Here is a 22,491-nt window from a genome sequence, read left to right as displayed (position 1 = left end):
GAGGAGGAAACGCATGAGCAAGGTAGCAATCGTCACGGGCGGGTCGCGCGGCATCGGCGCCGCGGTATCGGTCGCGCTGAAGAACGCCGGCTATTCGGTTGCCGCGAACTACGCCGGCAATGACGAGGCGGCGACGAAGTTCACTGCCGAAACCGGCATCAAGACCTACAAATGGTCTGTCGCCGACTACGACGCCTGCGCCGCCGGCATCAAGCAGGTCGAGGCCGATCTCGGCCCGGTTTCCGTGCTCGTCAACAATGCCGGCATCACCCGCGATGGCATGTTCCACAAGATGACGCGCGAGCAGTGGAAGGAAGTCATCGACACCAACCTTTCCGGCGTCTTCAACATGACGCATCCTTTGTGGGGCGGCATGCGCGACCGCAAGTTCGGCCGCGTCATCACCATTTCCTCTATCAACGGCCAGAAGGGCCAGGCCGGCCAGGTCAACTATTCCGCCGCCAAGGCCGGCGACATCGGCTTCTCGAAGGCGCTCGCCCAGGAAGGCGCCCGCGCCGGCATCACCGTCAACATCATCTGCCCGGGCTACATCGCCACCGAAATGGTCAAGGCGATCGACGAGAAGGTGCTCAACGAACGCATCATCCCGCAGATCCCGGTCGGTCGCCTCGGCGAGCCGGAAGAGATCGCGCGCTGCGTCGTCTTCCTGGCTTCCGATGAAGCCGGCTTCATCACCGGTTCGACCATCTCCGCCAATGGCGGACAGTATTTTGCCTGAGGTTTCGAGTCCGTCCCGCGACAACTGATGTACCGGCCCTACGGCCGGTACAGACCTACGCGCCCACGATCGAGGCTTGTTGCCGTGACAATCGCAGTTGTCAGGCGGCAAGCTTCAGCGCTGGTTTGGCTGCGGGCTTGCTGGGGGCAATTGAACCCGGCACACGCGAAGGTGCCGGCAACCGGGCCAGCGGCGCGCGGCTGAGGCCCGACAGTTTCAAGGCCATGCGACGCTTCAGCAATTGATTGAGGTTCATCAGCGAGAGCAGCAGATTGCGGACGAACCGCTTCACCGGATTGCGGGTAAGCGCCATGTCGGTCATCTTGCCTGCCAGCTCAAGTACCTCCTGCGCCGCCGGGCGCCGCAGCGTTTCGTAGAGGTCGAGCTCGGCTTCCGCGCGCACGCCGTTCACCACATCGCCGAGCAATTCGCCAAGCACGACCGCGTCGATAATGCCGGTGTTCATGCCCTGTCCCCCTGCCGGGCTGTGCACGTGCGCGGCATCGCCCATGAGGAACAACCGGTCCTTGCGATACGACCGGACCAGGCGGTGATGCACGCGAAAACGCGAACTCCACGCCAGGTCGAGCACCCGGGCGCGCTGTCTGGTGGGCCCACGGCTGTCGAGCAGCGCCTGGATGTCGGCAACCTCAGGCTTTCCGGTGCGTCATCCATTGTTGCAACGATGCGGTACGACCCGTCCGGAAGCGGCGCCACCACCACCAGCCCGGCCGGTGCAAAGAACAGCGACACTTCCTTCGGCCCAACCGGCCAATCGAGACGGACGTCGGCGAGCACGAACGACCCGTCATAGGCTGCGCCGTCGAACTCGATGCCGGCCGCGCCGCGCACCAGGCTGTTCATGCCATCGGCGCCGACGACGTAGCGCGCCGATATCAGCTTCTCGCGGCCGTTCTCGACCACCGTCACGCGGGCGCCGTCAGCATCCTGAACAACCGCCTTGGCCTCGACTTCGCGATGAATGACGCCGCCCAGGGCAGCGATCCGCTCGGCGAACACCTGCTCGGTCAGGTTCTGAGGCAGCATCAACAGATAGGGATGCCTTGATGGAAGCTTGCCGAAATCGAGATTGAGCAGCGCCCGGTTGCGGTCGCGGATGGCGAAATTTTGCAGCTTCAGGGCAAGTTCGTCCAGCCGCCCGGTGACACCGAGAGGCTGCAGCGCTTCCAGCGTCTGCGAATGGATGACGCCGGCGCGCGAGGTCTGAAGGCCCTGCGCCAGCTTGTCGATCAGTACGTGATCGACACCGGCCTGGTGCAGCATGATGGACAGCGCCATGCCGGTCGGGCCGGCGCCAATGATCAGGACTTCCGTTGTATCGGGCAACATTTTCTCTCTCCGTTTGTCAACAAGTGTTGACTTTCTAATCGACGCCATTGCATTTGTCAACAGTCGTTGGCATATGGATTTTCATGACTCAGAATCAGGCGAAGAAAATCAGCAAGTCGGACCGCACGCGGGCCCATATCCTCGAGGCTGCACGGCTATTGTTCGCCGAGCGCGGCTATGACGGCGCCTCCATCCGCGATGTCGCAGCGCATGCCTCGATCGATCCGGCCATGGTGATCCGCTATTTCCGCAGCAAGGACGAACTGTTCGCCAGGGCGGCGGTCGTCGACCTGCATTTGCCGGAGCTGCGGATGATTGACCGAGCCGCCATCGGCGAAACACTGATCAGGCGCTTTCTCGAAATCTGGGAAGGTCCGGCCAGCGGTCCTGGCATGACAATTCTGCTGCGTTCGGCGATGTCCAACGACTTTGCTGCCGAAAAGCTGCGCGAGGTGTTTGCCAACCAGGTGAGGCCAGTGGTTGCGGCGGTCGGCGACCCCGCCGATGCGGGTCGAGGAGCCGGTCTCGTCTCAAGCCAGTTGCTGGGTTTGGCGATGTGCCGATACCTGCTGCGGCTTCCTCCGGTCGTCGCCCTCTCCCACGACGAGATCATCCGGAATGTCGGCTCTGCCTTGCAGCGCTATGTGACGGAAGAGGATCTGTCCTGAAGCAGCCGTTTTGGCATTGCTGGCCGAGCCTGGTCGTGGTGCTATGATCGGGCCGACCGCTGCACCCAACACCGATCTGTGCCGGAGCGGCACGCACAGGTTAACGGCAGCTGCCAAGTCTGTGCGAAACCCACGTCACAAGCTGTGACTTCTCGGTGGATAACCTGTTCACAACACAACCTGTTGGGGTGAACAGACCGGGAAAATCCCGACATCGCTGATTCGTCGCCGATTCGTTCCGGCTTTGGCCGAAACGTTAACGGCGAGGCCTGGAAATCGCAGCCAAATGGTTAAGGTCCGTTAGGAAAAGTCAAGGATTTCATAATGTTGGCCGAGGTCGACCTGGGTGCGGCGATCGTTCCCCGGCGAAGGTTAACAGCGTTGATCTCTTTGCATAAATCGGGCCAGTTTAGCGATTCAGCATGTGGTGAGACTCGCCACCCAAAAATCCACATATAGCCGTGAACAAAACCTGAATCAGCGAGAGTCAGTGATTCGTCGCCGATTCGTTCCAGACTCGTTCCAACTCTTAATCGGGACCGGATTTCGCGCGAGCCGGACCGCTCTTCGCCCACCTGCGGAACATTCCGCTTTCGCTTCGCGCCTGAAATCCTTATGTGTCGGCTGTCACACGCGCCAGCACTGGCGTGCTCCCCGGCAACGAGCGGCAGAAGCGTTATTTCCGAGCCGATGAACATCCAGCCGAAACACTCTCAGCCGCTGATCCTTTCGGGCCGCGACGTGACGGCCGTGCTCGGCCCGACCAACACCGGCAAGACCCATCTCGCCATCGAACGCATGGTGGCGCATGAAAGCGGAGTCATCGGCCTGCCGCTCAGGCTGCTGGCGCGCGAAGTCTACACGCGCGTCTGCGAAAAGGTCGGCGCTCATAAGGTGGCGCTCATCACCGGCGAGGAGAAGATCCAGCCGGTGGGCGCCAAATATTCGGTCTGCACCGTCGAAGCCATGCCGCGCGAGACCGACGCCGCCTTCGTCGCCATCGACGAGGTCCAGCTCGCCGGCGATCTCGAGCGCGGCCACATCTTCACCGACCGCATCCTTCATCTGCGCGGCCGTCAGGAAACGCTGCTGCTGGGTGCGGCCACCATGCACGGCATCCTGCAGCGCCTGTTGAAGGGCGTCTCGGTGGTGACGCGGCCGCGGCTGTCGCACCTCGCCTATGCCGGCTCGAAGAAGCTGACCCGTCTGCCCCGGCGCACGGCGATCGTCGCATTCTCGGCGGACGAGGTCTACGCCATCGCCGAATTGATCCGTCGCCAGCAGGGCGGTGCCGCCGTCGTGCTCGGCGCGCTCTCGCCGCGCACCCGCAACGCCCAGGTGGCGCTGTTCCAGTCCGGCGATGTCGACTACCTCGTCGCCACCGACGCCATCGGCATGGGACTCAACCTCGATCTCGACCATGTCGCCTTCGCCCAGAACCGCAAGTTCGACGGCTACCAGTTTCGCGACCTCACATCCGCCGAACTCGGCCAGATCGCCGGCCGCGCCGGCCGCCATCTGCGCGACGGCACTTTCGGCGTCACCGGCCAGGTCGACCCGCTGGATGAAGAGCTGGTCAAGAAGATCGAGGGGCACGATTTCGACCCGGTGAAGGTGCTGCAATGGCGCACCGCCGATTTCGATTTCGCCAGCCTCGATGCGCTGAAGCGCTCGATCGAAACCAACGCGCCGGTTGAGGGCCTGACGCGGGCGCTGCCGGCGGTCGATGCTCAAGCGCTCGAGCACCTGTCGCGCGACGCGGACATCCGCGCTCTGGCCACCGACGCCAAGCGGGTGGCGCTGCTGTGGGAAGCCTGCGCACTCCCCGACTACAGGAAGATCGCGCCGGCCCAGCATTCCGACCTCATCGCCTCGATCTATATGGACCTCGCCCGGCATGGCCATGTCGACGAGAACTACATGGCCGAGCAGGTGCGGCGTGCCGATACGACAGACGGCGACATCGACACGCTGTCGCACCGGATCGCCCAGATCCGCACCTGGACTTTCGTTTCCAACCGGCCCGGCTGGCTGGCCGATCAGGCACACTGGCAGGAAAAGACGCGCGAAATCGAAGACAGATTGTCGGATGCGCTGCATGAGCGGTTGACGAAACGCTTCGTAGACCGCAGGACTTCCGTCCTCATGCGGCGCCTTAGAGAAAATACCATGCCTGAAGCCGAAATTAGCCCTACCGGAACCGTCCTTGTCGAAGGCCATCATGTCGGCGAGTTGCAAGGGTTCCGCTTCACCGCCGACCAGAGCGCCGGCGGCGAGGATGCCAAGGCCGTGCGCACGGCGGCACAAAAGGCTTTGGCCACCGAATTCGAGGCGCGCGCCGAACGCTTCGGCGCCTGCGCCAATGGCGACATCGCGCTCGGCTCCGACGGCACGCTGCGCTGGATCGGCGCGCCGGTCGGCACGCTGGTCGCCGGCGACGAGCCGCTGAAGCCGCGCCTTGTCCTGTTGGCCGACGAGCAACTTACCGGTCCCGCCCGCGACAAGGTCGCGGCGCGCGCCGAGCGCTTCGTCAACTTCCAGGTCGAATCCCTGCTGAAGCCGCTGGTCGACTTGAAGAACGCCGACCAGATCACCGGCATCGGCCGCGGCATCGCCTTCCAGCTGGTCGAGAATTTCGGCCTCATCAACCGCCGCGACATTGCCGAAGAGATGAAGTCGCTCGATCAGGAAGGTCGCGCCGCATTGCGCCGGCTGGGCGTTCGCTTCGGCGCCTACCATGTCTTCGTGCCGGCGCTGGTCAAGCCGGCGCCTGCCGGACTGGTGACATTGCTTTGGGCATTGAAGAATGACGGCAAGGAGAAGCCGGGTTTTGGCGACGTGGTTCACGCCCTGGCGTCGGGCCGCACCTCGGTGGTCATCGATCCGACCTTCGACAAATCCTTCTACAAACTCGCCGGCTACCGCAATCTCGGCCGCCGCGCGGTCCGCGTCGACATCCTCGAGCGGCTGGCCGACCTGATCCGTCCGGCGACCAACTGGAAGCCGGGCCTCGGACAGCGCCCCGACGGCGCCTATGACGGCAACGCCTTCATGGTGACGCCGCCGATGATGTCGATCCTCGGCGCCACCGCCGACGACATGGAAGAGATCCTGAAGGGTCTCGGCTACCGCGCCGAACCGAAGCCTGCCGCCGAAGTCAAGGCGCGGCTCGAAGCGCAGGACAATGCCGCGCGCGAGGCAGCCGCAGCCAAACTGGCAGCGGAAGAGGCGGCAATGGCCGAGCAGGCTGTGGCGGCGGAAGCCGTTGCCGACACTGTCGCTCAGACCACGGCCGAAGGTTCGGAGCCTGATGCGGCTGCCACTGTAGAGGCTGAAATTCCTGCGGAGCCCGTCGCTGACGCAGCCGCGGAGGCTGTTACCGACGCGCAGCCGGAGACGCCCACAGAGGCCACGGACGACGCGCCGCCAGTAGCCGAAGCCGTCGCAGAAGCGCCCGCCGAAACAGAGGCTGAGCCAGAGGCAAAGCCCGAAGCTGCCGAGGTTGAGGCCGCACCGGCAGAGCCGGCGGCGGAATCCGAAGCTGTCGAAGTCGATGCCGCATCGGCAGAACCGGTCGCCGAGACTTCATCTGCAAGCGAAGACACAACGGCCGCGGAAACCGCTACCGGCGAGCCCGCTCCAGAGGCTGAAGAACCAAAACCCATCCTTTTGTGGCGGCAGGGTCGTTTCGAGCAGCGCCCACGTCACCGCCATCACGACAACCGCCGGGACAATCGTCCGCGCAACGGGCAGGCTGCGCAGGGCCGCAGCGATGCGCCGGCCGGCACTGAAGCCGCCCCCGGCAGCCGGCCGCCTCAGGAGGGTCGCCGCGAACAGCGCGACGGTGTCGGCAAGCCGCGCTTCGATCGCAGCAAGTTCAAGCCGAGGCCGCAGCCTCAGGGCGAGGCCGGAGAACGGCGCGAGGGCAAGCCGCAGGGTGAGCGTCCCGATCGCCGCGAGAGCCGGCCCGACTGGAAAGGCGGCCGGCAGGACGGCAAGGGCGGCGCACAGGGTGGCAAGCCTGCATTCCAGGCAAAGCCGCGCGAGGAGCGTCCGGTGCGTTTCGATCCGGACTCGCCCTTCGCCAAGCTCGCCGCACTGCGCGACCAGCTGAAGAAGTAAGTCAAAGGGTCCGATGGTTGCCGAAGGCCGCCAGAGAATCGACAAATGGCTGTTCTTTTCCCGCGCGGTGAAATCGCGCTCGCTGGCGGCGAAGCTGGTGGTCGCCGGACGCGTCCGCATCAATCGCGACAAAGCAGCGCAGGCCTCGGATCTGGTCAAGCCTGGCGATGTCCTGACCATCACGCTGGAGCGGCGCATCTTCGTCTGGAAGGTGCTCGGCGTGGGGGTCCGGCGCGGCCCGGCTGAAGAAGCACGCCTGCTTTACGAAGACATGTCGCCACCGCCGGCGCCGAAGGGCGAGGCCGTTCCAGATGCAATTCCGGCGCTGCGCGACGCCGGCAGCGGCCGGCCGACCAAGAAGGAACGCCGCCAAACCGACCGGCTCATCGGCGACGATTGAAGGCACGCGTGACTTTCACCAACGTCTCGCCCTGGAAATCCATTCCGGAAGCGCCGACACCGGTGAGAATGGCCGCCCTTGCCAGCGGCAGGCAAAGGCGTTACCTCACCAAAAAAGCCCAACAAAATGGGACGTCCCGGAGCCGACCGATGACCTATGTCGTGACCGACAATTGCATAAAATGCAAATACATGGACTGTATCGAGGTCTGTCCGGTCGACTGTTTCTACGAAGGCGAGAACATGCTCGTCATCCACCCCGACGAGTGCATCGACTGCGGCGTCTGCGAACCGGAGTGCCCGGCCGACGCGATCAAGCCCGATACGGAACCGGGCCTTGAAAAATGGCTGCAGGTCAACACCGAATACGCCGAGAAATGGCCCAACATCACCGCCAAGAAAGAGCCGCCGGCAGACGCCAAAACCTTCGATGGCGAGGCCGGCAAGTTCGAGAAATATTTCTCCGCCGAGCCCGGCGAAGGCGACTGACGGTCGCGCCGGTTCCGCCGGCATGACGCTGCGTAACGGCCATGAGACACCAACCGTCTTGACAGGCGGTGATGGCCCGTTGCCTTCGCGAATGCAGCAAAACCTTGATTCTTCCGACTTTTTGTGCTACATCAGCCAAACATGCCGGTGACACAACATCGATTTATGGCGCAAACGCCCCAAATCACTGAAAGGTGAACTTCTCAATCCGGACCAGAGCAATCTGGGGCAGGCGGTCGCGATATTGCGGTTTGCCGGTCCCGGCTTTTCCGGATGGGTTCGTCTGTTGTGCGGCTAACGGTCGGCCACCCCGATCGCGCGAAGTTTCAGCCGGCGCCGCCACGCCGGCGCTACAACAAGGAGTTCAGGGCGTATGGCAACGATCACCCCGCAGAAGAAGTCCACCGCAGCGCGTCACGGTTTCAAGACCGGCGAGTTCATTGTCTATCCGGCGCATGGCGTCGGCCAGATCGTGTCGATCGACGAGCAGGAGGTGGCAGGCCACAAGCTGGAACTCTTCGTCATCGACTTCCAGAAGGACAAGATGCGCCTGAAGGTGCCGGTCGCCAAGGCGACCTCGATCGGCATGCGCAAGCTGTCGGAAGAGGACTATGTCGACCGCGCACTGAAGGTCGTGCAGGGCCGTGCCCGCATCAAGCGCACCATGTGGTCGCGCCGCGCCCAGGAATATGATGCGAAGATCAATTCGGGCGACCTGATCTCGATCTCGGAAGTGGTGCGCGACCTCTACCGCGCCGACAACCAGCCGGAGCAGTCCTATTCCGAGCGCCAGCTTTACGAGGCGGCACTCGACCGCATGGCGCGCGAGATCGCTGCCGTCAACCGCATGTCGGAGACCGAAGCGGTGCGCCTGATCGAGGTCAACCTCAACAAGGGTCCGAAGCGCGGCGCCAAGGCCGACAACGAGGAATCCGAGCAGGAAGAAGCTGCCTGAGCTTTTCGCTCTTTGAATTCAGGAAAACCCGGCCTCGCGCCGGGTTTTTTATTGGGGCTCGCCCGCCTCCTGCTTCAGCGTAGCGATGAAGCGCTTGGTGCGCTGATGCTCCGGGGTGCTGAACACCACGGAAGCCGGACCCTTCTCGACGACGACACCGGCGTCGAGAAAGACCACTTCCTGCGCGATCTTGGAAGCGAGCCTGAGGTCGTGCGTCGCCATCACCATGGTCGTGCCTTCGCTGGCGAGCTGGCCGAGCACGTCGACCACTTCCTGCGCCAGTTCCGGGTCGAGCGCCGAGGTCGGCTCGTCGCAAAGCAGCACTTTCGGCGACGGCGCCAGCGCCCGGGCGATGGCCACCCGCTGCTGCTGGCCACCCGACAGCGTCGCCGGCCAGGCATCGGCCTTGTGCGCCATGCCGACCTTCTCGAGCAAGGCCATCGCCCGTTCGCGCGCCCGCTCAACCGGCCATTTCAGTACCGTCACCAACCCTTCCATCACGTTCTCGATGGCGCTGCGGTGCGGAAACAGCTGGAAATTCTGGAACACCATGCCGGTCTGCAGCCGCAGGCGCCGGATATCCCGAGTGGCGACCTTGATGCCCGGGCGGAATTCCAGCGTCTCGTCGCCGATGCGCAACCTGCCGGAGGTCGGGATCTCCAGCAGGTTGATGCAGCGCAAAAGCGTGCTCTTGCCGCCGCCTGAGGGGCCGACAAGGGCGGTGACGCTGCCCTCCTCGATGGCGACGGTGACGCCCTTCAGCACAAGATTGTCGCCGAAGCGCTTCTCGATATTGGTGAGGCCGATCATGCGCGCGCCTCCAGGAAGCCGCCATAGCGATTGAGCCTGACCTCCAGCCGCGTTTGCAGCGCCGACAGCACCGAGCTAAGCGCCAGATAGAGCACCGCCGCCTCGACATAGAGGATCAGCGGCTCATAGGTGGTGGCGACGATGCGCTGCGCCGCTTGGAACATTTCCGGCACCGTGATGGCAGCGGCCAGCGAGGTGTCCTTGACCAGCGAGATGAAGGTGTTGGACAGCGGCGGCACCGCCACGCGTCCGGCTTGCGGAAGGATAGTGCGCCGCATCGCCTGGCTCCAGCTCATGCCGATCGAATAGGCCGCCTCCCACTGCCCCTTCGGCACCGAACCGATGGCGGCGCGGATGATCTCCGACGTGTAGGCGCCGATATTGAGCGTGAAGCCGATCAACGCGGCGGGAAAGGCGTCGAGCAATATGCCGACCGACGGCAGGCCGTAGAAGATCAGGAACAGCTGCACCAAAAGCGGCGTCCCGCGAAAAATCCAGACATAAAAATGGGCGACGGCGACCAGCGGCTTCGGGCCAAACAGCCTGATCAGCGCCGTGACCAGTCCAGCGGCGAGGCCGAAGGCAAACGACAGCAGCGTCAGCGGCACGGTAATGATCAGCGCCGCCCACAACAGCGTCGGCAAGGAGTCCAGCATCAGTTGCAGCCAGTGCGGCACAGAAGGCCTCCTTGCCAGATCATCTGCGGTGCATCAGCCCGCATCCGTCGAGGCGCGAACACAGGACCGGATATCATGCGAAAACCGGCGAGCCGTCAAAGACGGCTCACCGCAAAATATGGAAGGCGGGCCGACATCGGCCCGCCGGAGAAGAATGCGTTTACTGCGAGACGTCCTGGCCGAAATAGGTGTCGGCGATCTTCTTGTACGTGCCGTCAGCCTTGATGTCGGTCAGCGCTTTGTTGATGGCGGCGACCAGTTCCGGATCGCCCTTGCGCACGATCACGCCGGAATAGTCGGCGTTCTCTTCCTGCGCCGCGATCTTCACATTGGCGTCGGGTTTGTGCTTCTTGAAGTCGAGGAAGGACAGGCTGTCATTGATGGTGGCGTCGGCACGTCCGGTGAGCAGCAGCTGGATCGACTGGTCGAAGCCGTCCGTACCGACGAGCTCGGCGCCGTTGGTCTCGGCGAGCTTGCCGAAGTTCGAGGTCAGCGACTGTGCCGACTTCTTGCCCTTGAGATCGGCGAAGCTCTTGATATCCGTGTTGTCGCCGCGAACGATCAGCACCGCCTTGGAGGCGATATAGGGATCGGAGAAGTCGTACTTCGCCTTGCGCGCATCGGTGATGCCAACCTCGTTGATGACGGCGTCATAGCGGTTGGCGTCGAGGCCGGCGATCAGCCCGTCCCACTTGCCTTCGAGGAATTCGACTTTCACGCCGAGCTTGTCGGCGATCGCCTTGGCGATCTCGACGTCGAAGCCGACCAGCGCGCCTGAAGCGTCATGATAGGTGAAGGGCGCATAGGTGCCTTCCGTGCCGACCTTGATGACGCCAGCCTGCTTGATCTGGTCGAGATTAGCGCCGGCATTGCCTGCGGTAACCGCCAGAACCTGCAGCGTTCCAGCGATGATGAGCGAAGTGAGCCAATTCATTTTTCTGTGATCCCGTCTTGGCCGGTGGTCGGCACTTTGTGAAGGGCTGGAAACTGGCAGATGCAGGCCGGCAAAATAAGGAATCGGATTTCAAAGATAGGTCATTCCAGAAATCCCATTCTCAAAATCCACACCGACGAACGCTGCGCAAACCTTCAGCGTTCCCGCTTCGCTTCACTCCGTTCAACGCAGGGCGATCGCGCCGGGGAACATTCCTCGGCGTGGCGAGTTTTGCTGTTGTAGGGCGCAGCGCCGACATTTCAACCGAAGCGCCGACAAGATCGCGGTGGCGAGCCCGCCGGCAAGACCCGGAACAGGAGCGCGGCATGATCGAAGACACGGCAGGACGAACCATGGTCCGCGCGGCGATGAAGGCTCCTTATCTCGAGCGCGAGGAGGAGCATCTTCTGGCCTTGCGCTGGAAGGAAGATAACGACCAGCAGGCGCTGCACCGGATCACCGTCGCGCATATGCGGCTGGTCATTTCCATGGCCTCACGGTTTCGCCACTACGGCCTGCCGCTCGGCGACCTGATCCAGGAGGGTCATGTCGGCCTGCTGGAAGCCGCGGCGCGTTTCGAGCCGGACCGCGAGGTGCGGTTTTCGACTTATGCGACATGGTGGATCCGCGCTTCGATGCAGGACTACATCCTGCGCAACTGGTCGATCGTGCGCGGCGGCACCAGCTCGGCGCAAAAGGCGCTGTTCTTCAACCTGCGGCGCCTGCGCGCCCGGCTGGCGAACGGCGCCGAACCGATCTCCAACGCCTCACTCTACCGCGAAGTTTCCGTCGCGCTCGGCGTCTCCGAGGCCGACGTGGCAATGATGGATTCCCGCCTCTCGGCTCCCGACTCTTCGCTCAACGCGCCGCTTGCCGACGATGCCGGCACGGCCGAGCGCATGGATTTCCTGATTTCGGACGATCCCTTGCCGGATGAAATCGTCGGCGACACGATCGACATCGAACGCCGCTCGCTCTGGCTCAAGGCAGCGCTCGGCGCGCTCAATGCCCGCGAGCTCAGGATCATCGAGCAGCGACGTCTGACCGACGAGGGCGCAACGCTTGAGTCGCTTGGCGAAGCGCTCGGCATTTCCAAGGAACGCGTCCGCCAGATCGAAGCCCGCGCCATGGAAAAGCTGAAGGTTGCGCTGGTCGAGCAGAACCCCGAATTCATGGCGACAGCCGCCTGAACCTTGCCGTCCTGAACCTTATCTATCTGTGACGATCTTGACCTTGTCGCCGGTCGAAACGGCGGCACCCGGCGACATCGCGTTGAGCACCCTAAACAGGTCGAGCTTGCGGTCGACGCCGACCATCTGCGCGGCGAGCGAACCCATGGTCTGCCCCGCCTGCACGGTGACGACGCGAATATGCAGCGGCTTCAGCGCCGCCTTCTCGGCCGCGCTGAGGATACGGAACGAGCCGCTCACCGAGCGCGCCACCGGATCGAGCGTCGTGCTGGCCGAGGGTGCCGCCGTCAGCAGCCGGTAGACCTGGCCCCCGGCGCGGATCACCGCGATGTCGAACTGCCAGCCGTCCGCGCCGGCATGCGCTGTCGCCGCCTCGTTGCCGTTGATGGTTTCCTGCTTCACGCTCGCATCGTCGAGGCCGGCCACCCAGCCGCTGCGGATATAGTCGGTCAGCGGGCGGTTCTTGTCGATCGCAACGCCGTCGAAGCGGATCGCCATGTCGCCCGGGCCGGTCGCCGTCACGGCGGCGGCCGAATTGTCAATGACGAAGCCGTCGGGCACGGTGAACGACACGCCGAGGCCAGGATGCAGGAAGGTCTGGCCGCGCACATAGCCTTCTTCCGGCGTATCGCCGTAAAGCAGGCCGTCTATGCCGGCGAGGAAAGCATCGCGGTCGCGCGTGCCAACGCCCGGCGGGCCGAACTGACGGGCATGCCGCTGCGCCAGGTCGATGCGCTGCGGCGTGTTGGGGTGCGTCGCCAGGAAGTCGAGGCTGGCATCGGTGGCGCCGCTGATCGAGCGGAAATCGGTATAGGCCGACATCGACTGCAGGAATCGGCCGGCGGCGTAAGGATCATAACCCGCCTCGCCGACCGACTTGATGCCGATGGCGTCGGCTTCGAGCTCCTGGTTGCGCGAGAACTGCGCAAGCCTGAGCTTGCCGCGGATGAGTGCGGCCTTGGCGGTCGGGCTGTCGCCGAGCACATCGGAGACGACCTTGGTCGCCAGCCCTTCCTCGGCCTCCAGTTGCTGCCGCTGCAGGCCGTGATTGGCGGTGACGTGGCCCATCTCGTGCGCGATGACCGCGGCAAGCTCGGCCGAATCATTGGCCAGCGCCAGCAGTCCGCGCGTGACGTAGAGATAGCCACCAGGCAGCGCGAAGGCGTTGACGTTGGGCGAATTGAGGATCGTGATGCGATAGGTCTGGGTCGGATTGGCCGACACCACGGTCAGGCTGCCAACGACCTTGGCCACCATCCGTTCAAGCTTGGGATCAGAATATTCGCCGCCATAGGTGGCAAGGATGCGCGGATGCTGCGCCTTCGCCATCTCGGCGAGCTTGCTGTTGGCGACGACATTGTCGACGGTGACGGGCCTGTCGGACGGCTGGAAACCGGATTCCTGCACATCCGGCGGCGTGAACATCTGGCAGCTTGCCAGCGCCACGGCCAAGCCGGCCAGCGCAAGGAATCGCGCCAGCGGCTTTATCAACAGTCTGTCCTTGCCGGTCGGCAGATCGGCGTCCCTTCTGTTGTTTGCGGCAAATCACGGCCTATGCCGGACCAGTATGGCCGGACCTAGCCACACTCCTCCGGTCAAGGCAAGCAAACGCCGCATCGTCCAAACCCGGTTTGACCGTAAATTATGTCCGCTTCCGGGCAATATCTCGTGATCCGGCGTTGACCGGTCCCGAGCCGATATAGCGCCGGAAGGCTTCCGGTCCAGCGCCGTCGAAGAAATCCGCCGCCGGCCCCGCCGCGGCGACCGTGCCATTGTCGAGAAACACCATATCTTGGCCGATGCGGCGCGCATCTTCGGGCTGGTGGGTGACGAACAGAACCGTCATCTTCCGCTCGGCATGGACACTGGCCAAAAGATCCAGCATGTCGTCGCGCAAGGCCGGTCCGAGCGAGGCGAATGGCTCGTCGAGCAGAAGCACCGGCCGGTCGCGCACCAGCACGCGGGCAAGTGCGACGCGCTGCCGCTCGCCCCCGGAGAGTTCGCGTGGCAGGCGGCTTTCCTTGCCGGCAAGGCCGACGCGCTGGAGTGCCCCGGCGATCGCCTCGCGGTCGGCGCCGCTTAGGCCGAGCGACGGCGAGCGGCCGAGCCCGACATTGCGCTCCACCGAGAGATGGGCAAACAGATTGTTTTCCTGGAACACCATCGACACCGGCCGGGCCGAAGGCGGGGCGGCGCTGACATTCGCCTCGCCGATCAGCACGCGGCCCGACCCTGGCGCCTCGAAACCGGCCACCAGATTGAGCAGCGTCGATTTTCCGGAGCCGCTTGGCCCCATGATGGCGGTGATCCTGGAAGCGGCAAACTCGACATTGAAGAGAAACGACGCCTCGCCGTAGCTGAACGAAACATTGTCCAGCCGCACTGCTGCCCCGTGTTTCACGTCGGCGCCATCAGGGGTGGGCGTCATGCTCGTTCTCCCCGCCCCAGCCGGTCCGCGACAAGCACGAGCGCCAGGCAAACCATGCCGAGCAGCAAGGCCAGACCGGCGGCGTCCGCGGTCCGGTAACTGCCCATGCGCGCCAGCAAAAGATAAGGCAAGGTCTGCACCGAATCGCTGCCGAACAGCGCGATGACGCCGAGGTCGCCGAGCGACAAGGCCATGGCGAAGGCGAAGGCTGTGGCCAGAGGCCGCCTGAGCGACGGCCAGTCGACCAGAATGAGCCGGCTCCAGCCTGAGATGCCAAGTTGCGCGCAAAGCCGTTCGTGGCGTTCGCTCGCCGCATCATAGGCGGGACGCACGGCACGGATGGCAAAGGGCATTGCCATCACCGCGTTGACGGCAACGACCATGACAGGCGCGACGGCAAAGACGTCGCTGATCGTACGCAACAGCAGGAACCAGCCGGCGCCGACGACGATGGGCGGCACGACCAGCACAAAGCCGGCGCCGGTGTCGGTGGCATGTTCGAGCAGCGTCCGAGGACCGGCGCCGCGCATCAGCGCGAGTGCTCGCCGCGCTATGATGAGCGACAACGACAGCGCCACTGCAAGAACCGCCGAGAGCAAGGCAAGCACGACGCTGGTCAGCGTCGCCTGTCGCACGGCAGCCTCGCCCGCCAGCCGGCCGAGATCGGCGCCAAGCCCGGCCGCCAGCGTCGCGGCCATCGGCCCGGCGACGAACAGCAAGGCCAGACCGATCAAGGCGGCGTTCAACGCCGTCTCGGCCGTGCCGGCGGAAAGATAGCGGCGCGGCGCCACCGGCAGATTGGCATCGCCAACCGTGTTGGCACCGAGCCGCATCAAGGCCAGCACGACGACGAAGGTGAGCGCGATCTGCAGAAATGTCAGCGTTACGGTCCGTGTGGGATCGAAATCGAAGCGCAGCGCCTGGTAGATGGCGACCTCCAGCGTCGTGGCGGCCGGCCCACCGCCCAACGTCAGCACGATGGTGAAGGAGGTGATGCAGAGCATGAAGACAAGCCCGGCAATGCCGGGGAGTGCCGCGCGCAGCGCCGGCCATTCGATCAGCCGGAAGGCGGGTCTTGCGCCCATGCCGAGCTGGCTCGCCAGCCGCCATTGGTCGGCCGGCACCGTCCCCAGCGCCTCCAGGAACAGCCTTGTGGCCAAAGGCAGGTTGAAGAAGACATGGGCGACGAGAATGCCTGACAGCCCGTAGATGCCCGGCCAATTCCGGCTGCCAAGAATGCCGGCGAAATAACCGGCATTGCCGTAGAGCGCCAGGATGCCGAGCGCCGCGACGATCGCCGGCAGTGCCAGCGGCAGGGCGAAGAGCTGCAGGATCAGGCCGCGGCCGAAAAAGCGCGGGTGCCGCGACAGGGCGCGCGCCACGAACAGCGCCGGCACGACGGAAAGCAGCGTTGAGAGAGCCGCTTGCCACAGCGTGAAGCGGGCGACGCGCAGGAGATAGGGATCGAAGGCGGACGCAGCGCCGGACAGGTCGCGCGCGCCTTCGAGGATGAGCCCGGCGAACGCGCCGCCGATAAGCAGCGCTATTGCCGAAAGCGCGACGATGCCGGCGCTGACGCGGGAATCGGTCGAACGCGCCGGTACCATCCCGACCCCTACTTGCTCATCACCGCCAGCCATTCGTCGACCCAGGCCTTGCGGTTGGCAGCAACCTCATCCGGGCTGAACAGCAAGGTCTTGGTCGGCTTGACCAGTCTGTCGAAGGCCGGGTTGAGCGGCTTGTCGGTCTTGCCGGCCGGGAACATCCAGTTGGTTTCCGGAATGACATTCTGGAACTTCGGCCCGGTCATGAAGGCCATGAACTTTTCCGCCAGCGGGTTCTTGGCGCCGGTCGTGGTGATGCCGGCAACCTCGATCTGCAGATACTCGCCTTCCTCGAAGGACGCCGCCTGGTAGCGCTCGGTGTTTTCAGCGACCATGTGGTAAGCCGGTGACGTGGTGTAGGACAGCACCATCGGCGCTTCGCCCTTGGTGAACAGGCCGTATGCCTCGCTCCAGCCCGGCGTCACTGTCAGCACCTTCGACTTGAGCTTGGCCCAGGCCTCCGGCGCCTTGTCGCCATAGACCGACTTGACCCAGAGCAGCAGGCCGAGGCCCGGTGTCGAGGTGCGCGGATCCTGGATGACGATCTTGTCGGTTGCATCGCCTTCGACCAGTTCCTTCAGGCTCTTCGGTGGCGTCTTCATCTTTTCGGTGTCGTAGACGACGGCGAAATAGCCATAGTCGAACGGCACGAAGGTGTCGTCGCTCCAGCCTCCCGGCACGGTGACATCGGACACCGCGCCATGCGGCACGAAAAGGCCGGTGGCCTTGGCTTCGGTCGTCAGGTTGGTGTCGAGGCCGAGCACGATGTCGGCCTTGGTCGAGGCCCCTTCGAGCCTGACGCGGTTGAGCAGCGCCACGCCGTCGGCGACCGAGACGAAGTCGAGGGTGCAGCCGCATTCGGCCTCGAATTCCTTCTTCACCAACGGACCCGGACCCCACTCGGCGGTGAAACTCTCATAGGTGTAGACGGTGAGCTTGTCCTGCGCTTGCGCGGGTGCAGTAACAGCCAGGGTGATTGCTGAGATCAGTGCGTATAAAAGCGTGCGCATCGGCGCCTCCTTCGTTCGTGTTGAAAGGAATTGAGGCGTCGGGTTGTCCGAAACGTCTAATCCCTCCGCCGGTACAAACCGGATCAGGTTCAGCGGGTTGGCTGGTTTGCCTCTCAGCCGGTCCGCGAAGATCGCGTCCGGCACCCCGTTAGAGCGTTTCGACACATAGGCCCGGCCGATGTGGCGTGCAAGCGGAACTTTGCCGGGGATCCAGTGCATGTTGCCCAAAGACGCGACGCACTTAAGGCCCGGCCTTCCGTTTCGCAGGCAGGGCTGGTAAGGGCCACGAGATATGAGCACATTCACCATCCTGCTTGGCGGCGATCTCATCCGCACGCCACTGCTCGACCGCCAGATCGAGGGCACGCGCGTCATCGCCGCCGACGCCGGCATCGGCCATGCCCGCATGCTGGGAGTGATGCCCGAACTCTGGGTCGGCGATTTCGATTCCGTTCCCGCGGATTTGCCTGACGACCTGGCCGCCGTGCCGCGCCAGGTGTTTCCACCCGAGAAAGACCAGACCGACGGCGAACTGGCGATATCAGCCGCACTCGAACGCGGCGCCACCAGCCTGGTTCTCGCCGGCGCCTTCGGCGGCAAGCGTGCCGACCACGCCTTCCTGCACCTGGCCCTCGCGGTGCGCCTGGCTGAAGGCGGGATGGATGTGCTTTTGACCAGCGGCGCACAGGAAGGCATCCCGCTTTTGCCTGGAAAAGCCGGTTTCGGCTACGCCGACGGCACGCTGTTTTCGGTGCTCGGCTTCTCCGACCTTGCCGGCTTGAGCGTCACTGGCGCCAAATGGCCGCTCGACCATGTCGAGGTTGCGTTCGGCTCGTCGCTGACCATTTCCAACGAGGTCAAGGGCCGCCTCGAAATCGCCTTGGGCAGCGGCCGCGCACTGCTGCTTGCCCACCCCTACCCCTTGCCTGAAAGCTGATCATGGCCCCGCCGCTTCTCAATCTCGACGGGGTCAAGCTCACCTTCGGCGGCACGCCGCTGCTTGACGGCGCCGAACTCAGTGCCTCGGCCGGCGACAAGATCGCGCTGGTCGGCCGCAACGGCTCCGGCAAGTCGACGCTGCTGAAGATCGCTGCTGGAATGATCGAGCCGCAGGATGGCGAAGTGTTCCGCCAGCCCTCGGCGACCGTGCGCTATCTGCCGCAAATGCCCGACATGGACGATTTCGCCAACGTTCGCGCCTATGTCGAGGCGGGACTGGGGCCCGCCGACGATCCCTACCGCGCCACCTATCTGATGGAACACCTTGGCCTCACCGGCGAGGAGAAGCCGAACGATCTCTCCGGCGGCGAGGCGCGCCGCGCAGCCCTTGCCCGCGTCATGGCGCCCGAGCCCGACATTTTGCTGCTCGATGAGCCGACCAACCATCTTGACCTGTCGGTGATCGAATGGTTGGAGGAGGAGCTTGCCCGCACCTCGTCGGCGCTGATCCTCATCTCCCACGACCGCCGTTTTCTCGAGCGCGTCTCGCGCGCCACCGTCTGGCTCGACCGTGGCCAGACCCGCCGGCTCGACAAGGGCTTTGGTCATTTCGAGGAATGGCGCGACCAGGTGCTGGAAGAGGAAGAGCGCGAGCAGCACAAGCTCGGCCGCCAGATCGTGCGTGAGGAGCACTGGCTGCGCTACGGCGTGACGGCGCGGCGCAAGCGCAACATGCGCCGGCTTGGCGAGCTGCAAACCATGCGCCAGCGATTTCGCGGCCATCGCGGCGCCGAGGGCACGGCGACCCTGGTGGCCAGCGATGCCGCCGAATCCGGCAAGCTGGTGATCGAGGCCAGGAACATTGAAAAGAGTTTTGGCGACCTCACCGTGGTCAAGGGATTTTCGACCCGCATCCAGCGCGGTGATCGCGTTGGTCTGGTCGGACCGAACGGCGCCGGCAAGACGACACTTTTGAAGATGCTGACCGGCGAGCTGGCACCGGATGCCGGCTCGATCCGGCTTGGCGTCAATCTGGAGATCGCCACGCTCGACCAGAAGCGCGAGGCCGTCGACCCGGCCGAGACGCTGGCGCATTACCTCACCGACGGGCGCGGCGAAAATCTCGTCGTCAATGGCGAGCAGCGCCACGTCGTCTCCTACATGAAGGACTTCCTGTTCAAGCCGGAGCAGGCGCGCACGCCGGTGCGCGAGCTTTCTGGCGGCGAGCGGGCACGCCTGCTGCTGGCTCGCGTGCTGGCGCGGCCGGCGAACCTTCTGGTGCTCGATGAGCCGACCAACGATCTCGACATGGAGACGCTGGAACTACTGCAGGAATTGGTCGCCGGTTTTGCCGGCACCGTCATCCTGGTCAGTCACGATCGCGATTTCCTCGACCGCACCGTGACCAGCGTGATTGCGCCTGACGGCGGCGGCCGCTGGATCGAATATGCCGGCGGCTATTCCGACATGCTGGCGCAGCGCGGCGGCACCAGGCTGGAAGACCGCAAGGCGAGGCCGAAGGACGCTGGCGAAGCGCCGGCCACAGGTAGGTCAGAACCCGCGGCTCCGAAAGCTCCGGCCAAGAAACTCTCGTTCAAGCAGAAATTCGCGCTGGAATCGCTGCCGAAGAAGATCGAGGCGGTGACCGCATCGATCTCAAGGCTGGAGAACAACATCGCCGATCCCACCTATTACGAGCGCGATCCTGCCTCGTTTCAGAAGACCATTGCCGCCCTCGACAAGGAGCGCACCACGCTGGCCGCGCTCGAGGAGGAGTGGCTGGAGTTGGAGATGCTGCGCGAAGAGATGGAAGGCTAGAGCTGGGCCGTCTCTGAACAGCAGCCCGTCACAGGCAGGCATCGCAGATCGCAGCGATGTGCCTTGCGTCCGTACCACAGCAGCCGCCGAGCACGCCGATGTGGCCGAAACGGTCGCGCATCGCGCGATAGCGCCGGCCGAGGTCGACCGGATCGCCCGGATCGAGCTCCGTCGCCGCGTCGAGCTCGGCATGGCTCTTGGCGGACGCGTTGGCGCGCACGCCGCGAATGCGGCCCACCCAGCCTCCGTCGCCGGCAAGAACGGCGTCGAAATGGCTGGGGTGCGCACAGTTGATCATGAAATAGACCGGTGCGCCGTCGGTTTCGTCGTCAACGGTTTCGATGGCATCCTTCAGGCTCTCGCCGGAGGGCAGGCGCCCATCGGTCTCGACAGTGAAGGAAATCACCGACGGAAGGCCCGATGCCATTGCGGCGCAGGCTATCCCGGCCGCCTCGTGCGAATAGGTCATGGTGATGGCGCTGACCATATCGGCGCCGGCGTCGCGGAACGCCTTGATCTGGTCGATGTGATAGTTTTCAGCTTCGGACGTCGTCATGACCGCATCGACTCGGTAGCCGTCGCCGCGCGGTCCGACCACTCCATTCACAAGGACGACCATTCCGCGCGCGGCGTAAGGCGCGCCGAGCGCCCGTGCCCACGAGACAGCGTGCCGGTTGGCGGCCGACAGCGCCTTATCCGAGTAACCGAGCTTCCCGCCCCAGTCCGGATTGGCGCGCCATGTCGGCGTGTCGAGCACGAAGCCGACGCCGCGCTGTTCGGCGATATCCAGAAACTGGCGGAAATAGCGAGCGAGCCTCTCCTGGCCTTCTTCCTCGCCAAGCAGGGGAAAAGCGGCAAAGAACGGCAGATCGAGCCCATCCATGAAGACGAGCGACGTTTCGAGGCCGCCATCCGTCAGGAGAACGGTTTCGCCCAGCTCACGAAGATCGATCTTCGCATTGGTCATCGCCCGTGCCCGGTTTCGACCTGCCGTTTGAGTGAGTATAGCATCTGAGGACAATTTCTCCCATGTCCCTAGGAAGCAGGTTCGTGCGCACCGCGATCGGACACCGCATTGCCGCGGCGCGCAAATGCGCATAGATTATGCGCATGTTGCGGAGGTCACCATGCGCAAGCTTGCCTCGAACGCGATCCGCCAGCCGGCGAACCTTTCGATCGATTCCAATCTCATGAAGGAAGCCAAGGGGCTGGACGTCAATGTCTCGCGCGCCGCGGAAGCCGGCATCGCAGAGGCCGTGGCTGCCGAAAAGACGCGGCTGTGGAAGCTGGAGAACCGTGCCACGATGGAGGCGTGGAATGAATACGCCGAAAAGCAAGGAATACCGCTGGAAGAGTACCGGCAATTCTGATGGCCCGCTATGATGTCTTCGCGGGTCGCGTCGAAGGCAGCTATTTGCTGAACGTGCAATCCGATCTGCTCGACCATCTCAAGACACGAGTGGTGATCCCGCTTCTCCCGATCCAGGCCGCACCACCGGCGATTCGAAAACTGCATCCCATCGTCGAGATCAATGGCCGAAAGCTGCTTGTGGCCACCCATCTGATTGCCACGGTTCCGACCAGCGAACTGGGTGAAATCAGGTTGAACATCACCAAGCATCACGACGACATCGTCGGCGCGCTCGACATGTTGTTCCAGGGTTTCTGAATTGTCGGGCCGAGCTTTGCTTAGCCCGACGTCTTGGCCTGCCAGGCCTTCAGCGCCTCGTCGAACACCTTCTCGCCGGGGATGCCCTTCTCCATGGTGAGCAGCGCCCGCCGTCCGGTCTTGTAGACAACCGGCACGTCGATCCAGTCCTGGCCGCGGAGCAGGGTAAGGTTGGCGTCCTCGTCCGCCTTGGTGTCGTTGAGCGCGACAAGGAAGAAGCCGTCGGCGATCTTGGCCGGGATGCCGATCAGCGGGCTGCCGGCATCCTGCTCCGAGCTCTTCATGGCGATGCGCAGGATGTTGTCGACGCCGCCACCGTCAAAGCCTTCCGGCGTCAGGAAGATCATCTCGATGATGTGGCTGGCCGGCAGCGTCTGGTCGGTGTTGCGCCTGATCGTCATGCGCAGCTGGATGTCCTTGCCCGGAATAGTCGCTTCGGCCCGGATCGCCGGCTCGGGCGGCAGGTCACCGCCCGGCGATTCCTGCACCAGCGACCAGACGATGTTGCCAGGCTCGGCCGAGCCTTGCGCGGTGCTGGTACGTTCCTCGTAGAAGATCGCTTTCTGGCCGACCGGCAGCGCGGTCTCGGCAGGTGCGGCCGCCGGTGCGGCAGGCGCGGCCGGTGTGGTGCCGGCCGCTGGCGGCGCAGTCGGAGCGGCGGCAGTCGCGTCAGCCGGTGCTGCGGGCGGC

Annotated in this window: 21 protein-coding genes, 1 pseudogene and 1 riboswitch; of the genes and pseudogenes, 11 read left to right on the top strand and 11 right to left on the bottom strand. The window is 64.3% G+C overall.

Annotated elements, in window-relative coordinates; genetic code table 11:
* The first annotated feature begins 13 nt into the window (after positions 1–13).
* Positions 14–739 (top strand): acetoacetyl-CoA reductase, encoded by a 726-nt coding sequence (gene phbB / locus DH08_RS26555; RefSeq protein WP_120013521.1) that lies wholly within the window; start codon positions 14–16, stop codon positions 737–739.
* Positions 740–839: 100 nt separating this feature from the next.
* On the opposite strand, the gene DH08_RS36980 is transcribed toward phbB, so the two are convergent.
* Both DH08_RS36980 and DH08_RS36975 read right to left on the bottom strand, forming a co-directional pair.
* Positions 840–1,298, bottom strand: a complete 459-nt coding sequence (locus tag DH08_RS36980) for an FAD-dependent oxidoreductase (RefSeq protein ID WP_345892448.1) — start codon at positions 1,296–1,298, stop codon at positions 840–842.
* Positions 1,202–2,089, bottom strand: a complete 888-nt coding sequence (locus DH08_RS36975; RefSeq protein WP_282595058.1) for an FAD-dependent monooxygenase — start codon at positions 2,087–2,089, stop codon at positions 1,202–1,204. The genes DH08_RS36980 and DH08_RS36975 overlap by 97 nt, the downstream gene beginning before the upstream one ends.
* A gap of 83 nt (positions 2,090–2,172) precedes the next feature.
* Here DH08_RS36975 and DH08_RS26545 point away from each other — a divergent pair, with 83 nt between their 5' ends.
* The 5 genes from DH08_RS26545 to DH08_RS26525 all read left to right on the top strand — a co-directional run bounded on the left by DH08_RS26545 (position 2,173) and on the right by DH08_RS26525 (position 8,722).
* Positions 2,173–2,757 (top strand): TetR/AcrR family transcriptional regulator, encoded by a 585-nt coding sequence (locus DH08_RS26545; protein WP_192182101.1) that lies wholly within the window; start codon positions 2,173–2,175, stop codon positions 2,755–2,757.
* A 690-nt stretch (positions 2,758–3,447) separates the two neighbouring features.
* Positions 3,448–6,879 (top strand): helicase-related protein, encoded by a 3,432-nt coding sequence (locus DH08_RS26540; protein ID WP_192182100.1) that lies wholly within the window; start codon positions 3,448–3,450, stop codon positions 6,877–6,879.
* A 13-nt stretch (positions 6,880–6,892) separates the two neighbouring features.
* Positions 6,893–7,279 carry an RNA-binding S4 domain-containing protein gene (locus DH08_RS26535; protein ID WP_192182099.1) on the top strand — a complete coding sequence of 129 codons (387 nt, stop codon included), beginning with the start codon at positions 6,893–6,895 and terminating at the stop codon, positions 7,277–7,279.
* Positions 7,280–7,428: 149 nt separating this feature from the next.
* Positions 7,429–7,767: a ferredoxin FdxA gene (fdxA, locus tag DH08_RS26530; protein ID WP_006202440.1), complete on the top strand. Its 339-nt coding sequence runs from the start codon at positions 7,429–7,431 to the stop codon at positions 7,765–7,767.
* A gap of 373 nt (positions 7,768–8,140) precedes the next feature.
* Positions 8,141–8,722, top strand: a complete 582-nt coding sequence (locus tag DH08_RS26525) for a CarD family transcriptional regulator (RefSeq protein ID WP_192182098.1) — start codon at positions 8,141–8,143, stop codon at positions 8,720–8,722.
* A 48-nt stretch (positions 8,723–8,770) separates the two neighbouring features.
* On the opposite strand, the gene DH08_RS26520 is transcribed toward DH08_RS26525, so the two are convergent.
* The 3 genes from DH08_RS26520 to DH08_RS26510 all read right to left on the bottom strand — a co-directional run bounded on the left by DH08_RS26520 (position 8,771) and on the right by DH08_RS26510 (position 11,143).
* On the bottom strand, positions 8,771–9,532 hold the full coding sequence (locus DH08_RS26520) for an amino acid ABC transporter ATP-binding protein (RefSeq protein ID WP_192182097.1): 762 nt from the start codon (positions 9,530–9,532) through the stop codon (positions 8,771–8,773).
* Entirely contained in the window at positions 9,529–10,209 is a 681-nt protein-coding gene (locus DH08_RS26515; protein WP_192182096.1) for an ABC transporter permease subunit, read from the bottom strand. The genes DH08_RS26520 and DH08_RS26515 overlap by 4 nt, the downstream gene beginning before the upstream one ends.
* Positions 10,210–10,369: 160 nt before the next feature.
* Positions 10,370–11,143, bottom strand: coding sequence for an amino acid ABC transporter substrate-binding protein (locus DH08_RS26510; protein ID WP_192182095.1), 774 nt, complete (start codon positions 11,141–11,143; stop codon positions 10,370–10,372).
* Positions 11,144–11,469: 326 nt separating this feature from the next.
* Here DH08_RS26510 and DH08_RS26505 point away from each other — a divergent pair, with 326 nt between their 5' ends.
* Positions 11,470–12,333: an RNA polymerase factor sigma-32 gene (locus DH08_RS26505; protein WP_006202434.1), complete on the top strand. Its 864-nt coding sequence runs from the start codon at positions 11,470–11,472 to the stop codon at positions 12,331–12,333.
* An 18-nt stretch (positions 12,334–12,351) separates the two neighbouring features.
* Here the strand turns inward: DH08_RS26505 and DH08_RS26500 are convergent, their stop codons facing one another.
* The 4 genes from DH08_RS26500 to thiB form a co-directional block, all read right to left on the bottom strand.
* Complete coding sequence (locus tag DH08_RS26500; RefSeq protein ID WP_192182568.1) at positions 12,352–13,821, bottom strand: M48 family metalloprotease; 1,470 nt, start codon at positions 13,819–13,821, stop codon at positions 12,352–12,354.
* A 154-nt stretch (positions 13,822–13,975) separates the two neighbouring features.
* Positions 13,976–14,761 carry a thiamine ABC transporter ATP-binding protein gene (gene thiQ, locus DH08_RS26495; RefSeq protein WP_192182094.1) on the bottom strand — a complete coding sequence of 262 codons (786 nt, stop codon included), beginning with the start codon at positions 14,759–14,761 and terminating at the stop codon, positions 13,976–13,978.
* Positions 14,758–16,368 carry a thiamine/thiamine pyrophosphate ABC transporter permease gene (thiP, locus tag DH08_RS26490; RefSeq protein ID WP_192182093.1) on the bottom strand — a complete coding sequence of 537 codons (1,611 nt, stop codon included), beginning with the start codon at positions 16,366–16,368 and terminating at the stop codon, positions 14,758–14,760. The genes thiQ and thiP overlap by 4 nt, the downstream gene beginning before the upstream one ends.
* 8 nt (positions 16,369–16,376) lie before the next feature.
* Positions 16,377–17,375 (bottom strand): thiamine ABC transporter substrate binding subunit, encoded by a 999-nt coding sequence (thiB, locus tag DH08_RS26485; RefSeq protein ID WP_192182092.1) that lies wholly within the window; start codon positions 17,373–17,375, stop codon positions 16,377–16,379.
* Between the two features lie 43 nt (positions 17,376–17,418).
* Positions 17,419–17,533, bottom strand: a riboswitch (TPP riboswitch).
* A 134-nt stretch (positions 17,534–17,667) separates the two neighbouring features.
* On the opposite strand from thiB, the gene DH08_RS26480 reads away from it, so the two are divergent.
* Complete coding sequence (locus DH08_RS26480; protein ID WP_192182091.1) at positions 17,668–18,312, top strand: thiamine diphosphokinase; 645 nt, start codon at positions 17,668–17,670, stop codon at positions 18,310–18,312.
* A 2-nt stretch (positions 18,313–18,314) separates the two neighbouring features.
* On the top strand, positions 18,315–20,132 hold the full coding sequence (locus tag DH08_RS26475) for an ABC-F family ATP-binding cassette domain-containing protein (protein ID WP_192182090.1): 1,818 nt from the start codon (positions 18,315–18,317) through the stop codon (positions 20,130–20,132).
* Positions 20,133–20,160: 28 nt separating this feature from the next.
* Here the strand turns inward: DH08_RS26475 and DH08_RS26470 are convergent, their stop codons facing one another.
* Complete coding sequence (locus DH08_RS26470) at positions 20,161–21,099, bottom strand: homocysteine S-methyltransferase family protein (protein ID WP_192182089.1); 939 nt, start codon at positions 21,097–21,099, stop codon at positions 20,161–20,163.
* 160 nt (positions 21,100–21,259) lie between these two features.
* Between DH08_RS26470 and DH08_RS26465 the strand changes: the two genes are divergently transcribed.
* Both DH08_RS26465 and DH08_RS26460 read left to right on the top strand, forming a co-directional pair.
* Positions 21,260–21,502, top strand: a complete 243-nt coding sequence (locus DH08_RS26465; protein ID WP_120013622.1) for a type II toxin-antitoxin system CcdA family antitoxin — start codon at positions 21,260–21,262, stop codon at positions 21,500–21,502.
* Positions 21,502–21,801, top strand: a complete 300-nt coding sequence (locus DH08_RS26460) for a CcdB family protein (RefSeq protein ID WP_192182088.1) — start codon at positions 21,502–21,504, stop codon at positions 21,799–21,801. The genes DH08_RS26465 and DH08_RS26460 overlap by 1 nt, the downstream gene beginning before the upstream one ends.
* Positions 21,802–21,821: 20 nt before the next feature.
* On the opposite strand, the pseudogene DH08_RS26455 reads toward DH08_RS26460, so the two are convergent.
* Positions 21,822–22,491 (bottom strand): annotated as a pseudogene (locus DH08_RS26455) (hypothetical protein); the annotation flags it as partial.

It is taken from the genome of Mesorhizobium amorphae, from assembly GCF_014843845.1.
Lineage (GTDB): Bacteria > Pseudomonadota > Alphaproteobacteria > Rhizobiales > Rhizobiaceae > Mesorhizobium > Mesorhizobium amorphae_A.
This window is presented reverse-complemented; position numbering and strand designations above follow the sequence as displayed.

What these genes read in the sequence shown, in the direction of transcription:
- phbB (WP_120013521.1), top strand. Translation starts at nt 14, where the DNA reads ATGAGCAAGGTAGCAATCGTCACGGGCGGGTCGCGCGGCATCGGCGCC.
- DH08_RS36975 (WP_282595058.1), bottom strand. Translation starts at nt 2,089, where the DNA reads ATGTTGCCCGATACAACGGAAGTCCTGATCATTGGCGCCGGCCCGACC.
- DH08_RS26545 (WP_192182101.1), top strand. Translation starts at nt 2,173, where the DNA reads ATGACTCAGAATCAGGCGAAGAAAATCAGCAAGTCGGACCGCACGCGG.
- DH08_RS26540 (WP_192182100.1), top strand. Translation starts at nt 3,448, where the DNA reads ATGAACATCCAGCCGAAACACTCTCAGCCGCTGATCCTTTCGGGCCGC.
- DH08_RS26535 (WP_192182099.1), top strand. Translation starts at nt 6,893, where the DNA reads ATGGTTGCCGAAGGCCGCCAGAGAATCGACAAATGGCTGTTCTTTTCC.
- fdxA (WP_006202440.1), top strand. Translation starts at nt 7,429, where the DNA reads ATGACCTATGTCGTGACCGACAATTGCATAAAATGCAAATACATGGAC.
- DH08_RS26525 (WP_192182098.1), top strand. Translation starts at nt 8,141, where the DNA reads ATGGCAACGATCACCCCGCAGAAGAAGTCCACCGCAGCGCGTCACGGT.
- DH08_RS26520 (WP_192182097.1), bottom strand. Translation starts at nt 9,532, where the DNA reads ATGATCGGCCTCACCAATATCGAGAAGCGCTTCGGCGACAATCTTGTG.
- DH08_RS26510 (WP_192182095.1), bottom strand. Translation starts at nt 11,143, where the DNA reads ATGAATTGGCTCACTTCGCTCATCATCGCTGGAACGCTGCAGGTTCTG.
- DH08_RS26505 (WP_006202434.1), top strand. Translation starts at nt 11,470, where the DNA reads ATGATCGAAGACACGGCAGGACGAACCATGGTCCGCGCGGCGATGAAG.
- thiQ (WP_192182094.1), bottom strand. Translation starts at nt 14,761, where the DNA reads ATGACGCCCACCCCTGATGGCGCCGACGTGAAACACGGGGCAGCAGTG.
- thiP (WP_192182093.1), bottom strand. Translation starts at nt 16,368, where the DNA reads ATGGTACCGGCGCGTTCGACCGATTCCCGCGTCAGCGCCGGCATCGTC.
- thiB (WP_192182092.1), bottom strand. Translation starts at nt 17,375, where the DNA reads ATGCGCACGCTTTTATACGCACTGATCTCAGCAATCACCCTGGCTGTT.
- DH08_RS26480 (WP_192182091.1), top strand. Translation starts at nt 17,668, where the DNA reads ATGAGCACATTCACCATCCTGCTTGGCGGCGATCTCATCCGCACGCCA.
- DH08_RS26475 (WP_192182090.1), top strand. Translation starts at nt 18,315, where the DNA reads ATGGCCCCGCCGCTTCTCAATCTCGACGGGGTCAAGCTCACCTTCGGC.
- DH08_RS26470 (WP_192182089.1), bottom strand. Translation starts at nt 21,099, where the DNA reads ATGACCAATGCGAAGATCGATCTTCGTGAGCTGGGCGAAACCGTTCTC.
- DH08_RS26465 (WP_120013622.1), top strand. Translation starts at nt 21,260, where the DNA reads ATGCGCAAGCTTGCCTCGAACGCGATCCGCCAGCCGGCGAACCTTTCG.
- DH08_RS26460 (WP_192182088.1), top strand. Translation starts at nt 21,502, where the DNA reads ATGGCCCGCTATGATGTCTTCGCGGGTCGCGTCGAAGGCAGCTATTTG.